General features: G+C 42.2%; 18 protein-coding genes. 12 read left to right on the top strand and 6 right to left on the bottom strand.

The window, feature by feature from the left end; all coding sequences use genetic code 11:
- Positions 1-416: 416 nt before the first annotated feature.
- From betI to AB4298_RS08070, 6 genes are all read left to right on the top strand, one after another.
- Positions 417-1,022, top strand: coding sequence for a transcriptional regulator BetI (gene betI / locus AB4298_RS08095; protein ID WP_371986303.1), 606 nt, complete (start codon positions 417-419; stop codon positions 1,020-1,022).
- On the top strand, positions 1,013-2,476 hold the full coding sequence (betB, locus tag AB4298_RS08090) for a betaine-aldehyde dehydrogenase (protein ID WP_371986302.1): 1,464 nt from the start codon (positions 1,013-1,015) through the stop codon (positions 2,474-2,476). Before betI ends, betB begins: the two co-directional genes overlap by 10 nt.
- A 9-nt stretch (positions 2,477-2,485) precedes the next feature.
- Positions 2,486-4,183 carry a choline dehydrogenase gene (gene betA, locus AB4298_RS08085; protein ID WP_248997592.1) on the top strand — a complete coding sequence of 566 codons (1,698 nt, stop codon included), beginning with the start codon at positions 2,486-2,488 and terminating at the stop codon, positions 4,181-4,183.
- Between the two features lie 343 nt (positions 4,184-4,526).
- On the top strand, positions 4,527-5,744 hold the full coding sequence (locus tag AB4298_RS08080) for a BCCT family transporter (RefSeq protein ID WP_371986300.1): 1,218 nt from the start codon (positions 4,527-4,529) through the stop codon (positions 5,742-5,744).
- Between the two features lie 16 nt (positions 5,745-5,760).
- Positions 5,761-6,465 carry a TorF family putative porin gene (locus AB4298_RS08075; RefSeq protein ID WP_248997594.1) on the top strand — a complete coding sequence of 235 codons (705 nt, stop codon included), beginning with the start codon at positions 5,761-5,763 and terminating at the stop codon, positions 6,463-6,465.
- Between the two features lie 151 nt (positions 6,466-6,616).
- Complete coding sequence (locus tag AB4298_RS08070; protein ID WP_371986299.1) at positions 6,617-7,099, top strand: MarR family winged helix-turn-helix transcriptional regulator; 483 nt, start codon at positions 6,617-6,619, stop codon at positions 7,097-7,099.
- A gap of 7 nt (positions 7,100-7,106) precedes the next feature.
- Here the strand turns inward: AB4298_RS08070 and AB4298_RS08065 are convergent, their stop codons facing one another.
- The 6 genes from AB4298_RS08065 to AB4298_RS08040 all read right to left on the bottom strand — a co-directional run bounded on the left by AB4298_RS08065 (position 7,107) and on the right by AB4298_RS08040 (position 10,013).
- Positions 7,107-7,358 (bottom strand): S24/S26 family peptidase, encoded by a 252-nt coding sequence (locus tag AB4298_RS08065; RefSeq protein ID WP_248997596.1) that lies wholly within the window; start codon positions 7,356-7,358, stop codon positions 7,107-7,109.
- 48 nt (positions 7,359-7,406) lie between these two features.
- Positions 7,407-7,910: a superoxide dismutase, Ni gene (gene sodN, locus AB4298_RS08060; RefSeq protein ID WP_371986298.1), complete on the bottom strand. Its 504-nt coding sequence runs from the start codon at positions 7,908-7,910 to the stop codon at positions 7,407-7,409.
- A gap of 36 nt (positions 7,911-7,946) precedes the next feature.
- Positions 7,947-8,159 carry a hypothetical protein gene (locus tag AB4298_RS08055; RefSeq protein ID WP_371986297.1) on the bottom strand — a complete coding sequence of 71 codons (213 nt, stop codon included), beginning with the start codon at positions 8,157-8,159 and terminating at the stop codon, positions 7,947-7,949.
- A gap of 135 nt (positions 8,160-8,294) precedes the next feature.
- The gene (locus AB4298_RS08050) at positions 8,295-8,747 is read right to left on the bottom strand and encodes a DUF2753 family protein (RefSeq protein WP_248997599.1); all 453 of its coding nucleotides are present in this window, start codon (positions 8,745-8,747) and stop codon (positions 8,295-8,297) included.
- 335 nt (positions 8,748-9,082) lie between these two features.
- Positions 9,083-9,559: a GNAT family N-acetyltransferase gene (locus AB4298_RS08045; protein ID WP_248997600.1), complete on the bottom strand. Its 477-nt coding sequence runs from the start codon at positions 9,557-9,559 to the stop codon at positions 9,083-9,085.
- Between the two features lie 52 nt (positions 9,560-9,611).
- Positions 9,612-10,013, bottom strand: a complete 402-nt coding sequence (locus AB4298_RS08040; protein ID WP_371986295.1) for a VOC family protein — start codon at positions 10,011-10,013, stop codon at positions 9,612-9,614.
- 201 nt (positions 10,014-10,214) lie between these two features.
- Between AB4298_RS08040 and mtnN the strand changes: the two genes are divergently transcribed.
- From mtnN to AB4298_RS08010, 6 genes are all read left to right on the top strand, one after another.
- On the top strand, positions 10,215-10,907 hold the full coding sequence (gene mtnN, locus AB4298_RS08035; protein WP_248997602.1) for a 5'-methylthioadenosine/S-adenosylhomocysteine nucleosidase: 693 nt from the start codon (positions 10,215-10,217) through the stop codon (positions 10,905-10,907).
- Between the two features lie 36 nt (positions 10,908-10,943).
- Entirely contained in the window at positions 10,944-11,924 is a 981-nt protein-coding gene (locus AB4298_RS08030) for a cobalamin biosynthesis protein CobD/CbiB (protein WP_248997603.1), read from the top strand.
- A gap of 220 nt (positions 11,925-12,144) precedes the next feature.
- Positions 12,145-12,522: a DUF2721 domain-containing protein gene (locus AB4298_RS08025; protein ID WP_248997787.1), complete on the top strand. Its 378-nt coding sequence runs from the start codon at positions 12,145-12,147 to the stop codon at positions 12,520-12,522.
- Positions 12,519-13,142 carry a trimeric intracellular cation channel family protein gene (locus AB4298_RS08020; protein WP_248997604.1) on the top strand — a complete coding sequence of 208 codons (624 nt, stop codon included), beginning with the start codon at positions 12,519-12,521 and terminating at the stop codon, positions 13,140-13,142. The genes AB4298_RS08025 and AB4298_RS08020 overlap by 4 nt, the downstream gene beginning before the upstream one ends.
- Positions 13,142-13,621, top strand: a complete 480-nt coding sequence (locus AB4298_RS08015) for a nuclear transport factor 2 family protein (protein ID WP_248997605.1) — start codon at positions 13,142-13,144, stop codon at positions 13,619-13,621. Before AB4298_RS08020 ends, AB4298_RS08015 begins: the two co-directional genes overlap by 1 nt.
- Positions 13,622-13,749: 128 nt before the next feature.
- Positions 13,750-14,160 (top strand): hypothetical protein, encoded by a 411-nt coding sequence (locus tag AB4298_RS08010; protein WP_371986293.1) that lies wholly within the window; start codon positions 13,750-13,752, stop codon positions 14,158-14,160.
- The last annotated feature ends 48 nt before the right edge of the window (positions 14,161-14,208 follow it).

The following is a 14,208-nucleotide window of genomic DNA, read 5'->3' as shown; positions in this document are numbered from 1 at the left end:
AATTAGGCTTGCAGATCGTAATAACTCGCCTGCTACAACAGCTATTTCTCGCTTCTTCCCTCTAGCGCTTTTATCTCTGTTTGCTTGCAGTAAATTAAAGGTTACGGTTAAAACTAATTTTAATTCTAAATTTATTTAAGCCTAATATGGCTGAGCTGCACAATTTTAAACCACTCGCTTTTGCTTATAATAAACAACAGCTTACCGCCACCTCTTATTCAATTTAATTTCACAAGATTTTTCCGTGAGGCGCGTCACACTATTCAACAAAGCTTGATAGTTACATCACTAACCATTAGAGTTGTTATTAATTGAGCGTTCAATTAACTATTAATTTTATAAAAATAACAACAAATTTAACGTTCCACTTAACAAGCAAGACAACAAGAATTATAAGACTCTGGAGGTTGCTTTTAATGCCACGCCCACCAATGAAAACGGTCCGACAACAACAGCTCATCGACGCCACTCTTATCTCTGTTGAACGTCACGGTTTACACAACACCACCATCAATACCATTAGTGGTTTAGCAGGGTTATCTTCCGGTTTAATTAGTCATTATTTCGGTGGCAAACAGGGGTTGATTGAAGCAACCCAAAAATATTTACTCGACCAGTTAAAACAAGCATTACTTAGTCGCACTCAAAACAAAAGCATGATCCCGTTAGAACGATTACATGCCATCGTAGAAGCTAACTTTACTGAGGTTCAACGTTCAAGACCGGCCACAAAAACTTGGTTAAGTTTCTGGTCGCAAGCAATGCACGAACCCGGACTTGCCAGACTACAGCACATAAATAGCCAACGCCTTTATAGCAACCTTCTGTTTTCATTCAAAAAGATACTACCTAAAGCCGCAGCAATAACAGCAGCTAAACAAGCTGCTGCAATGATTGATGGTTTCTGGCTACGAAGCGCTCTAAGCGGTGTACCGGAGAAAGAGTTCGAACAGGCACAAATTTTATGTAAGGCCTTTATCGAGGCAGTGATCATGCAGTACGGAGAAAACCGATGTCACTAGTTGTCTACAAAAATTATATCCATGGCCAAGCTTTGCAAAATAGCAGCGGCGAAACCTTTGAAGTCATCAATCCAGCAAATGGAGAAGTCAGCTATTTAGTTGAGGTTGCCGATGAAAAAATCCAAAAAGCAGCTATCGACAGCGCTAAAGAGGGCTTTGCTACTTGGTCAAAGATGACCGCAATGGAAAGAAGCCGTATCCTGCTTAAGGCCGTTGCGCTGTTGCGTGAACGCAACGACGAGCTGGCTACTATTGAAGTACAAGATACAGGAAAACCCTGGCAGGAAGCGTCAGTAGTTGATGTCGTAACTGGAGCTGACTCAATTGAATTTTTTGCAGGTCTTGCTCCCAGTATTGAAGGCAACCAGCAAACTATTGGTGATGATTTTTACTATACTCGCCGTGAGCCATTAGGTATTTGTGCAGGCATAGGTGCTTGGAACTACCCATTACAAATCGCCTGTTGGAAATCAGCACCGGCATTAGCTTGTGGTAATGTGATGTTGTTTAAGCCATCAGAAGAAACCCCGCTTGGAGCACTAAAACTTGCTGAGATTTTTACCGAAGCAGGCCTACCTAATGGCGTGTTTAATGTCATTCAAGGTGATGGCCAAGTCGGCGCTTGGTTAACCAACAATGACGAGATCGCCAAAGTATCCTTCACGGGCGAAGTCGGCACCGGCAAGAAAGTGATGGCAGCAGCTTCAAGCTCACTTAAAGAAGTCACTATGGAGCTAGGCGGAAAGTCGCCACTTATCATTTTTAATGATGCCGATATCGACAATGCTGTATCTGCCGCTATGTTAGGTAACTTCTATACCCAAGGTGAGATCTGCACTAATGGCACACGCGTATTTGTGCAGAAAGATATCTATCCACAATTTATCGAAAAGTTGGTAAGCCGTACTCAAAACAATATCGTCTGTGGCGATCCTATGGATCCTGAAACAAATTTTGGCGCGCTAATATCCCAAGACCACCAACAAAAAGTACTCAACTACATCGACATAGGTAAACAACAAGGCGCTGAGTTATTAGCTGGCGGCCATGCTTTAATTCCAGAAAATAGTCCTAATGGCTTTTTTGTTGCACCTACCATTTTTGGTCAGTGCACCGATGAAATGACCATAAGTAAAGAAGAGATCTTTGGTCCGGTAATGTGTGTACTGCCATTTAGCGATGAAGAAGAAGTTATTCACCGCGCTAACGACACGCGTTTAGGGCTTGCTGCTGGTGTATTTACTCAAGACATTACCCGCGCTCACCGAGTTATTCATCAGATGCAAGCCGGTATTTGCTGGATCAACGCCTATGGCGCCTCACCAGCAGAAATGCCTGTTGGTGGTTACAAAATGTCAGGGATTGGCCGTGAAAACGGTAGTGAGACCCTAAAAGCTTACACTCAAATCAAAGCCGTATACGTTGGTATGCAGCCTCTTGAAAGTCCATTTTAAGGAGCTGATATGACTGTAACAAATCCACAATACGACTACATCATTGTCGGTGCAGGTAGTGCAGGCTGCGTTCTAGCTAATCGCTTGTCAGCTGATGCCAATAACCGCGTACTACTGTTAGAAACTGGTGGTAGCGATAAGAGCATTTTTATCCAAATGCCAACTGCGTTATCGATTCCAATGAATACAGCTAAATATGCATGGCAATTTGAAACAGAAGCTGAACCTTTTTTAGATAATCGCCGAATGCACTGCCCTCGAGGCAAAGTGCTTGGTGGTTCATCATCAATTAACGGTATGGTTTACGTACGAGGCCATGCTCGCGACTTTGATGAATGGCAACAACAAGGTGCTAAAGATTGGGATTATGCTCATTGCTTGCCATATTTCAAGAAAGCCGAGACTTGGGCTTTTGGTGGAGATGACTATCGCGGCGCCGATGGCCCATTGGGGGTTAACAACGGCAATAATATGAAGAACCCGCTCTACAAAGCCTTTGTTGCTGCAGGTATTGATGCCGGTTACCTAGCCACTGATGACTACAATGGTGCACAGCAAGAAGGTTTTGGACCAATGCACATGACGATTAAAAATGGCGTGCGCTGGTCAACCGCTAATGCTTACCTCAGACCAGTAATAAAACGTACAAACTTAACTGTTATTACCCATGCTCAAGTCCACAAAGTACTATTTTCAACGAAACAAGGCGAGAGCAAGAAAGTGGTAGGTGTTCGCTTTGAGCGCAAAGGCAAAATGGTTGATTTAAACGCAAACAAAGAAGTCATCCTTTCAGCAGGGTCAATTGGCTCACCACACATTTTGCAGCTTTCAGGGATTGGCGCTGCAGACACTTTGGCAAAAGCAGGTATACAGCAAACCCATGACTTACCAGGCGTGGGTGAGAACCTACAAGATCATCTAGAGTTTTACTTCCAATTTAAGTGCCTCAAGCCCATTACGCTTAATGGCAAGTTAGACCCGTTAAATAAACTCTTTATTGGAAGTCGTTGGATCCTAAATAAATCAGGTCTTGGTGCGACTAATCACTTCGAGTCTTGTGGTTTTATCCGCTCAAAAGCAGGGCTTGAATGGCCTGATTTACAGTATCATTTTTTACCAGCCGCTATTCGCTACGACGGTAAAGAAGCTTTCTCTGGTCACGGTTTTCAAGTGCATATTGGTCACAATAAACCAAAGAGCCGTGGCAGTGTTAAAGCCGTTTCCAATGATCCAAAACAAGCACCAAGCATTCAATTCAATTATTTATCTCATCAAGAAGATATCGAAGGTTTCCGCGCTTGTGTACGCTTAACTCGCGAAATTATTAATCAACCTGGATTAGATGAGTATCGCGGTGAAGAGATCCAGCCTGGCACCGATATCCAAACAGATGAACAAATAGATAGCTTTGTAAGAAGTGCGGTAGAAAGTGCCTATCACCCCTCTTGCACTTGCAAAATGGGCGAAGATGCCCTGTCAGTAGTAGACTCGCAAACTCGAGTGCATGGTATACAAAACCTCAGAGTGGTGGACTCTTCGATTTTCCCCACCATTCCTAACGGGAATCTAAATTCGCCAACAATTATGGTCGCAGAGCGTGCCGCCGATTTAATTATGGGCAATACGCCATTAGCACCGAGTCAAGCTGTAGCCATTGTCAGTGATAACTGGCAAAAACAGCAGCGACAAAGACCTGCAGTTAGATAGTTGTCCGGCTTACCTTCTCTAAGGTAAGCCGAGCCCTCCACAAACGAGATGAAGATGTACGGCAATCTAACTGTCGCTTTTTCAAACTGTTTGGACATATACCCAAAAACGATCAGGGTATAGGCCCTACCAGCCTAGGCCTTAAGGCTAAATGGTTTTAATCGCCATGTTTAATTTATCAAACCTTAACTCTCGTTAAAGCGGCAATTAAGGCTTGAGGGATTTTTGCGGCCAAAATTTGGCAACAAGCAGGCAAAACAACAATAAAAAAAGGACCGAAAAGGACCCATTTCATGTTTTATTTAGAAAAGAAAAACACTAATAAACAGCTAGGAGCTCACTCATGACCACTTGGCTAACAATAGGGATTTTATTTACGTTTGCTGCTATTGCCTTTGTTATTTACCGCTGGGGTAATGTCGAATGTATTGGCGTTACACCTGTACGCACTTTTACTTTTATTGCGATTTTATTTACCTCAGGCTTAGACGTAGGCTTAATCATGTTCCCGCTTACAGAGTTTGCAGGCTATGCGGATTTAGGAGCCAGTCCTGAGTATGGGTTCACTAACCCATTAGCAATTGAGTTTGGGTTCTGGGCATTTTTAATTTGGGCATTTTACTTTTTAACCTGTTTCTATTTTTGCGTAATAGAACCAAGAGTTAAATTCTTTGAAATTCCGCTTATCAAGTTCATTAATAACTTAGTCATTATCGGCACCTGTGCCTTTACTGCTTATTTGTTATTAACCAATCTACCTTGGTACTTGCCAGAGATGGGCGATGGCGAAACGATTGTAAGTAGTTTCTATCTTATCGTATTCGTAATTATTGCAGCGGCGGTGTATTCAAGCACCAGTATACGTTACGTACGCTTATTAAGCTTAGCCAGCACTTGGTTATTCTTGGGACTTATCGTACTCATGTGGGCCGGTGCATTTATGTCAGAAGAATCTGGTATGGGAGAATTCGTTAACACCTTTGCACTACTCGGCGACTACTTTGGCAATATCCATCACTTTGTACTACCTATCAACGATTACCATGAATTCTACCTATTCTGGTGGTTTGCTTGGAGCATCATGATTGGTCAGTTTACTGCACGCTTTGTTGGTGGAATGAAGACTTATCAAGTCTTGATTGCCATGATGGTATTCCCATCTTTGCCAATCGCGGTGTGGTTTACGGTTCTGTATTACTACAGTGCTAACGAAATCGCCACCACAGGCTTTTATAACTTAGCCATGGTCATGGTTGGTATTACCTTCGTAGTTAACTCGCTCGACTCGTTAATTCGTCTTTATACCGACAACCTAAACCTCACTGTAGAACGCTTTGGTAAGGTTAAGTATATCGTTGGTAACATCGTATTGATGAGCAGCCTCACTTTATTGTTCCAATTAAACTTCCTCGAGATCCAATGGGTTGGCGCCCTTGCTATCGGCCTAATTTTAGGCTGTTTTGGCTACATCTTCGCGACTAAATATAGCAAAGTTGCCGCGATAGAGCGCTCACCAACAGAGAACAAAATTGATTTTAGTAAAATTGAATTAGCTAACTAATAAGAAAAGAGAAATGATGAAAACAACAATTAAAAACCTTGCATTACTAGGCCTTATCTCATTACCAATGACCTCTATGGCTGGCGTAAGCTCAACAGTAAAAGCAACCTCAGATTACACCTTTAATGGTGTTAGCCAAACAGACAACGGCCCAGCACTTCAAGCGAGCCTAGATTACGCTGCTGACGCAGGCTGGTATGTAGGAACCTGGGCATCGAACGTGGATTACGGCTCAGCAGATGACACTTGGTTAGAACTCGATTTTTATGGCGGTATGTTCTATCAGCTTAGTGAAAGTGTGTCACTTGACGCGGGGATCGCCTATTACACCTACCATGGCGATTCATTCTCTGACGAATACCAATACCCAGAGGTTTACACTAAATTTGGTTATGGCTCTTCAGTTGGTCAAACAGAGCTGAATTTTTGGTACACATGGGACTACTTCGGCGGCGGTGCAGGCCATTACATTATGATGGCAGCGCATACATTTACGATTGCCGAAGGCCATGACATCCGCATTAGCTTTGACCGTTCAACATCCACCGATATAGACAAGGCGTCTTGGGATGGCGACAAAGCCTATAACCATTACCGCGCCGAATATATGACTAGCTGGAAAGGTTTTGACTTTAATTTAGCGGTTGAAGACACCAGCATGGATATCGACACAGCTGATACTCGTGCGGTATTTTCAGTTGCAAGAACCTTTAATTTCTAAACGACGCTATCAGTCATAGAGACTTGCACCTGATATAAATAGTGCGGTATAACGCTCAAACGTTATGCCGCACTATTTTTTATCACGTTTAACCGCTGTCACTAAAAGCACCTTCTTTTAAGGGCAATAAGCTGTTAATCACGGAGCAGACATGGAAAAGTACGAACAATTATTAATTTCACTGCGCCGAGTGATCCGAGCGATTGATATTCATTCTCGACAACTCAACAAGCAATCAGGCTTAACAGGCCCCCAGTTAATGGTAATGCAAAATATTGCTCAGCTAGACTCTCCGCTCGCTAAGGATATCGCTAAGGAAGTTGCCTTGAGCCCAGCAACAGTCACCACCATTATCGATAGACTAGAAAGTCGTAACTTAGTGATTAGAACTCGTAGCGAAACCGATAAACGCAAAGTCCATTTATCACTCAGTGACACAGGTCTAGCACTGTTAAGCGATTCGCCTAAGCCACTGCAAGAACACTTTATTACCCGTTATCAAAATCTTGAGCAGTGGGAACAAAGCCAGCTGTTATCGTCAGTTGAACGTATTGCAGCCATGATGGACGCCAATGAGCTAGATGCTGCACCGGTACTTTTAGTCGGACAAATTCAAGCAGATGAACAAAACTAGCGCAGCATTAGCCCAACACAAAAATCACCTTGCTCTTAATTTGCGAAGCTTCTATTGGGCCAATATCGTCAATGCCTACGCTCTGCTTGTTTTCGCCTTTAAACCAAAATCGACCAGCATGATCAACTCCCACTAACGTTTTGACTATGTAGCCATAGCGTGGATGCAATAGCTTAATAATATCACCCGCTTTTAAGCCTCTTCTATCAAAGTGCTCTGATAATAAGACAAAATTGCCGCTTTTTAGTCGGGGGAACATGCTGTTCCCTGCGACCTTATTAAAACTCAAACCAAACATGTTGCAGTCTTACTGCGCCAACTTTGGATATGTCACCACTTCGGCAGGCGGATAAGGGCATGGAGCACAATATACTTCAATGCCCTTAGACAACCAAAAAATCTCAGCGAAGCGATTAACTTTAGTAAGCAAATCTAAGGTGGCAGCCCGATCGATATGTTGTTTAGCCTTAGAAGCGGCCAACATAATGCTATGACTAAGTTGATGTAATTCAGGGTACGCATCCAGCTGCGGCTGCTTAATGTAGTCACCCCAAATAACCTGCACTTCATCTTTAACTTTACGGCCATGGAGCTCTTTTTCACTCACCAAACGATTGAACTGCGCTAATTGATTAGCTGTCATTACCGCAGGCTCTGGTAACTCTGCAAGCAAATCAATCATTCTTATCATGGTCAGTACCGCAAGCTGAGCCGTTATCGGATCGTAGATCTTACATGGGATATCGCAATGTGCTGACACCTCAACAAAAGGTCGTTTACTGTCTATTTTATTCAGTAATTTAGCTAACATACTCACTCCTACTCACAATCTTTAATTAACGGTTTGCTATGCATGATCTTTCGCTGATGATTTCTTCGCTAACGTATGCTTGACTAATTTGTAGCTTAATACTGCCGCGACCAATATTGGCGCCGCCCATAAAAGGTGGATTAGATTAGCTGACTCAGCGCTATGGTCATGCCCAGGATGGGCTAGTACCGACGTTGAAAAAATCGTGAGTGCAGCGCCAATCGCGCTGCTTAGGTATAATTTGTTCATGAATAGTCCTTTATATAATCACTAATAATGATGGCGAATATTTAGCGATAACGGTTTTAACACTGATACCTATCAAGCTTGTTTAAACTTCTACCGCTGCAATTGAGTTACTACATTGATTTAGCAAAAATAGCGTTAATGTATGGCACTGCTGCGCATACCAATAACATCTGCCGTTTGCTCTAGCGCTGACACGCAGTCTTCACACATAGGATGCCGCTTAGCAAAATCCAATAATGGCGGGATAGTGATACTTAAGCTTTGAAAAGCCGAACTGCGTACCTCTTCGCAAACCGTTTCATTGGTCGATAAGCTTTGCACTTCTTGGTGAGCATTCTTTAAATAATGCAGCGCTATGTCGCTTTGATTTTGGCACTCATATAAATGCGCTAAATTATGCATACCCGCGACCCAGGCAAACAGTAACTCTCTATCATCCACCTTATGTGACCACTGACTTTCAATCATAGAAACCGCTTGCTGATAGCAACATTGCGCATCTATCCAAGATGCATCTCTAAAGTGTTGATTGCCAGAGCTCATGAGTTGTTGCCAATCTTTCATTTCACCACCACTGTAGTTATACAAGGTTAATCTCCAAGCATTGTTCCAGCGTATTAGCCGCTAAATGCTCGTAGGCTTTAATGCGTTATTAAAATACGTAATGAAGTAGTACATTCAAAAAGTATTAAATACGAATAATTCTCATTTAAAGTATCATAGGCAGAAAATGGGCTCAAATAGCAAAGACAAAATTTACTTATGTAAAGACAATACAGATGAACCGATTTAGACCTTAAGTAAGCAGATAGAGTAGGCTCTGATGCAGAGGTTTAGGTTTAGTTGCAGAAGTGCAGATTTAGGTGAAGCAAAAACAGGTTGAATCCAGCATACCGTAAATTGATCCTGGATTTAATCCAGTATCAATCGCTAGCCAAATAGAGGGTCATAAAACAGCTATAGGGATCGAGCTGATAATCAGCAAAAGGTAGACACTCTTTAAAACCAAACTGCTGATAAAGTTTCTTTGCAGGTAAAAAAGCCGCCATAGTGCCTGTTTCAAGGCTCAATCTTTGATAACCACGCGCCTTCGCTTCAACAATAATATGGGTTAATAGCTGCTGTGCCACACCTTGACGTAAAAAGTCAGCGGATGTGCGCATAGACTTAATTTCACCATGCTTAAGGTCTAGCTGTTTCAGTGCGCCGCAGCCTGCTAATCGCTCGCTTTGTTGCTGCGAAGTCCACAGACTCCAAAATGTTACGGCCTCACCTTCTAGCCCTGATACATCCAATGCATGCACACTTTCTGGCGGCGAATGGGACGCCATATCCTCATGGTGCGATTTCAAAAGTTCAAGCACTTGTACGTTGTCTAATTGCCCAGCTTTTATTTGCATTAGCATTCCATTAAGTTAATAAGTCTTCGCCTCTGAACTGCAAATAATAGGCTTAATTTAGCTGCAGCAGATCCCACTTCGTACCGTAAAGATCTTCAAAAACAACTACAGTGCCATATTCTTCGACTCTTGGTTCTTCTTTGAAAATTACACCTTGAGACTGCATAATTTCATAATCTCGCCAAAAGTCATTGGTATGCAAAAACATAAAAACTCTACCGCCGGTCTGATTCCCTACTGAGAGTTTTTGCTCATAGGTACTTGCTTGCGCCAACAACAAATTTGTTCCATTTGAGTTAGGGGGTGTAATTAGCACCCAGCGCTTACCATCGCCTAAATCGGTATCTTCAACCAATTCGAAACGCAATTTTTGAGTATAAAACGCAATCGCCTCATCATAATCTTCCACAACCAACGCGATAGCACCAATATTCTGCTTTATCTGTTCTTGCATATTATTCTTCTGCCTAAGTTAAACAGTTCTAAGTAAAACAACTGAATCTCCACCGCCAGCAAGTGTGTTACAGGTTTTACTAGATAACAAGTATCTATGCTCGGCTTATCTCTCATCTTATCCACAAGGCTTTTTCACTAACACCAAATGCCGTGGTATATTAGCGCCCATATTCATTTAGGTAGTTAAAAAGGTCATTTCATGAAAATCGGTATTATTGGCGCTATGGAGCCAGAAGTTGCACACTTAATTGAGTCAATGGAAAACCCAAGCTCTGCAACCATCGCGGGTATCGAATTTGTTGCCGGTCAATTAGCTGGCAAAGACGTTATTGTGACACGCTCAGGTATTGGTAAAGTGACAGCGAGCATTGCGACGACGCTACTTATCGAAAAATACGCACCAGATGCCATTATTAATACTGGCTCTGCTGGCGGTTTTGTTGATGACTTAGCTATTGGCGATATCGTTATTTCATCTGAAGTTCGCCATCACGATGTAGACGTGACGGCATTTGGTTACGAGATTGGCCAAATGGCACAACAACCAGCTGCATTTATACCTGATGCAAAGCTTGTGAGTGCTGCGCAAAAAGCGGTTGCTAGCCTTGGTGAAGTAAAAACAATTGAAGGTCTAATTTGCACTGGCGATAGCTTTATTTGCGATCCAGTGCGTACTAAGACTATGCTTGAAAACTTCCCAACTATGGCTGCCTGCGAAATGGAAGGCGCCGCAATCGCTCAAGTTTGTCATCAGTTTAACGTACCATTCGTAGTTATTCGTTCTCTGTCTGACAATGCTAACAATGATTCTCCTGTTGATTTTGACGAGTACATTGTTAAAGCGGGTCACCACTCAGCATTAATGGTTATTGCTTTACTTAAGCAGCTTTAAGCATCACCTAAAGTAATACAAGGGTAGCGCAACAATATGGTTCCAGAGTTTACGAAGATCTTTTCTCAAGATAGTCATCTTTACACTGGAGCCTTAGTGTTATTAGTGTCAATTTTATTGGCAAGAATAGCCCCATTACCGCGCAGCCTACAGCCACTTGAATGGCTATCTCAAGTGGCTAAAAACCTAAGTTTTAAAGTTAATCACACCAACCGCGCACCGTCTCAGCAAATCATTGCAGGTGTGTTAGCCAGTATATTACTGATTGTCCCTTTTTGGGCGATTTTGAGCTTTCTTATAGAGCTTGCAGAGTTTCCTTGGTTCTTTGAAGCGGTCTTCATTTACCTATGTTTGCAAGATGACCATTTTCGCTATATTGCTAATGAAGTCGCGATCTCAATTAAACGCGACAATACTATTCGTGCCCGAAGCTTATTAGAACCTTGGCTTAATAGAAGTACTCACTCTTTATCGAGTGTTGGCTTATGCAAAGCAACCATCGAGCGTCTTTCGACCACTTCAATTTATGGCACTGTGTCAGCTATTTTGTTTTATGCTATCGGTGGCGTACCGCTATTGATTATCGCCCGGATGGTGAAACAATTAGAATTTAGCTGGCCGATATACAATCCACAATTTAAATACTTTGGCCTCCCCATTTATGCTCTAAGCACTCTGCTGCATTTTATTCCGGCCAAGTTATGGACTCTGAGTATCGCTATACAAGGCGGTCCTAAAAGTATAGTGGCACTGGTCAACCCCAAAACGACTGCTACGCCAATGAATGAGTACCAAACCAATGAAGTTGTTGCTTGCGCTTTAACTATTGAACTGGGGGGACCGGTTAAGTTTAATGACGTAAAAGTTAATATGCCTAAACTTTGCTACGGTAATCATCCTAATGAAAACAGTATCCGCAGTGCACTCAAACTTAACTCTATTGCTTTTAGCTTATGGGCAATAGCAATTATAGTGTTACCGAGTATCTGGGCATTACTGCGAGTAATACAAGGTTAACAGCTACTGCAAGCCCTAATTTCCAACCATTTATTCACAAACCGCAACAACTGAAAGCAAGCATATTGTTGCACAGCTGAAAGCATGTCTATATTTGGTTAAAATGTCGCTAATTAGGCGTTTCAGCCATTGTAATCATCTTGTATAAATTGTTGGCATTGGTATCATCCCTTACACACTATGTTATCTCGTTTTAAGGCTGATTCCTTTGTTCGATAATATTCATGTTTCACTAACAACGCCTGCGTTACTTTTCCCTGCAATTTCATTGTTGCTATTAGCCTACACAAATCGTTTCTTTTCCCTAGCGGCGCTTATTCGTAATCTTAGTGCTGATGGTAAACCTATACACACCGACCAGCTAAAAAACCTACGTCAACGCATTAGTATCATTAGACGTATGCAAGAATCAGGCGTTTTAAGCTTTGCCCTATGCGTGCTCTGTATGATTTTTATTTATATCGGCTTTAACAAAACCGGCTCATTTATTTTTGGCTGTAGTTTATTTTTGTTGCTGTATTCACTACTTTTGTCAGTAATTGAAATTCGCATTTCTGTTGACGCATTAAATATTCATCTGGAAGAGATGGATAAATGATTGATTGGATCTATTTCTTCGATCTCTGTGGTACCGCCGTTTTTGCACTTTCTGGTGCGCTAGCTGCAGGTCGTCATAAAATGGATCCATTTGGTGTCTTGGTACTCGCCTCCGTTACAGCTATTGGCGGTGGTAGTATTCGTGACGCTTTGCTTGGCACTACCCCTGTATTTTGGATCCAAGACCCTAATTATATTACGGTGATTTTAGCCACTGTATTAGTCACATTTATCTTTGTCCGCAAACCTAAACGTGTTCCACGTTATATTTTGCCGGTGGCCGATGCATTGGGTTTAGCATTGTTTACAGTAATTGGTGTAGAGAAAGCTCTCAGTGTAGAACTCAGTGGCATGATTGCAGTAGTGATGGGCTTAATCACCGGCGTTGGTGGTGGTATTATTCGTGATTTACTCTGTCAGCAAGTCCCTATGGTGCTACGCACAGAAATCTATGCCACTGCATCCATTGTCGGCGGGATCTGTTATACCGTAAGCTTACATTGGGGAGCCGCCGATATGTTCGCATTGTTATTTGCAATGAGTACCGCCCTTGTGATTAGATTAGCCGCTATTCGTTGGCACTTATCCTTACCAGCTTTTGATTTAAAGACACCGCAATAATGAGATTAAAATTTTTAGGTTTACTGCTTATATTTTTTAGTTTGCCAAGTTTGGCGAACATTGGTGATATGCCCAAGGAGCAGCAACTTGCGATTAAATACATCCAAGCTTTAACCCATCAAGACTATGCAAACTTAAGCGGGTTTTATAATCGAGAAAGCATCTTTAACGATCGAACTGCCGGACGTAAATACACAGGTAAGCGCCATATTCTTCAGTTTCTCAAACGCGCTCATCGCGGCGTACTGGAATATAACTTTAATATCGAACACATGTTCAATTCTGGCTCACTAGTAGTACTAATTGGGAATTATCGCTATAAAGGCCCTGGCGAGTTGTTTGGTAAACCTGGACGTATTATTGATATTGCCATCCCAGGTGTCACCACTCTCAGTTTAGATATGACCCATGAACGCGTAAAAGAGCACCAAGATCTAATGGACTACCAAACTATGGCGGATCAGCTGTCAGTGCAATAACCATTGCTTAATACTGCTATTTTATCCGAAATAACAAACCTACTTAGATCACAAAACAACCATAGCTAGGGAAACTTTTCACTTAAGCTCTGTCAAAGTATTAAGAACTTTGCATGCTGTAGGTTGTTATGAGTTTTATTAATGCTATTCGCGTCATCCTTGTGTTAACCCCTATTTTTTGTAGCTCTGCTTTTGCGTTAGAGCAGCCAATAGTGGTGTCATTTGCCGATCAACCCATTAACCAGTTTAATCAGCAACTCAAACAAGCTCAGCAGCAAAAGCGTAGCTGGAGCAAGCAACCTGAAACAATTTCAGCCCACTATGCAGGTAAACGTTTTCGAGTAGCGAGAGTCAAACAGTATCAAGATAAGATTGTCACTTATAACGTCAGTACAGAAAGTGCTGAACATCCTAAAATGCTCTTGATTTTATCGATGGAGAAACAGCGAAGTAATTGGCAGCTTGATGCAGCAAGATTAACTTGGAGATGTGAAAACGGCCTGCACTTTGGTACAGACCGTTGCTCAAACAGTCATTAGCACAACTTGTTAATAACGATTCTTAGGTTGGCTTAGTAAAGTCGTACA

Origin of the sequence: Shewanella sp. 10N.261.52.F9 (assembly GCF_041471165.1) — a bacterium.
Classification (GTDB): domain Bacteria; phylum Pseudomonadota; class Gammaproteobacteria; order Enterobacterales; family Shewanellaceae; genus Shewanella; species Shewanella marinintestina.
Note: the sequence above shows the minus strand (reverse complement) of the source record. Positions and strands in the feature narration are given on the sequence as shown.

Coding starts and splice junctions, on each gene's coding strand:
- AB4298_RS08070 (WP_371986299.1), top strand. CDS start 6,617: ATGGAAAAGTACGAACAATTATTAATTTCACTGCGCCGAGTGATCCGA.
- betA (WP_248997592.1), top strand. CDS start 2,486: ATGACTGTAACAAATCCACAATACGACTACATCATTGTCGGTGCAGGT.
- AB4298_RS08045 (WP_248997600.1), bottom strand. CDS start 9,559: ATGCAAATAAAAGCTGGGCAATTAGACAACGTACAAGTGCTTGAACTT.
- mtnN (WP_248997602.1), top strand. CDS start 10,215: ATGAAAATCGGTATTATTGGCGCTATGGAGCCAGAAGTTGCACACTTA.
- AB4298_RS08030 (WP_248997603.1), top strand. CDS start 10,944: ATGGTTCCAGAGTTTACGAAGATCTTTTCTCAAGATAGTCATCTTTAC.
- AB4298_RS08065 (WP_248997596.1), bottom strand. CDS start 7,358: ATGTTCCCCCGACTAAAAAGCGGCAATTTTGTCTTATTATCAGAGCAC.
- AB4298_RS08015 (WP_248997605.1), top strand. CDS start 13,142: ATGAGATTAAAATTTTTAGGTTTACTGCTTATATTTTTTAGTTTGCCA.
- AB4298_RS08020 (WP_248997604.1), top strand. CDS start 12,519: ATGATTGATTGGATCTATTTCTTCGATCTCTGTGGTACCGCCGTTTTT.
- AB4298_RS08075 (WP_248997594.1), top strand. CDS start 5,761: ATGAAAACAACAATTAAAAACCTTGCATTACTAGGCCTTATCTCATTA.
- AB4298_RS08055 (WP_371986297.1), bottom strand. CDS start 8,159: ATGAACAAATTATACCTAAGCAGCGCGATTGGCGCTGCACTCACGATT.
- AB4298_RS08010 (WP_371986293.1), top strand. CDS start 13,750: ATGAGTTTTATTAATGCTATTCGCGTCATCCTTGTGTTAACCCCTATT.
- betB (WP_371986302.1), top strand. CDS start 1,013: ATGTCACTAGTTGTCTACAAAAATTATATCCATGGCCAAGCTTTGCAA.
- sodN (WP_371986298.1), bottom strand. CDS start 7,910: ATGTTAGCTAAATTACTGAATAAAATAGACAGTAAACGACCTTTTGTT.
- betI (WP_371986303.1), top strand. CDS start 417: ATGCCACGCCCACCAATGAAAACGGTCCGACAACAACAGCTCATCGAC.
- AB4298_RS08040 (WP_371986295.1), bottom strand. CDS start 10,013: ATGCAAGAACAGATAAAGCAGAATATTGGTGCTATCGCGTTGGTTGTG.
- AB4298_RS08080 (WP_371986300.1), top strand. CDS start 4,527: ATGACCACTTGGCTAACAATAGGGATTTTATTTACGTTTGCTGCTATT.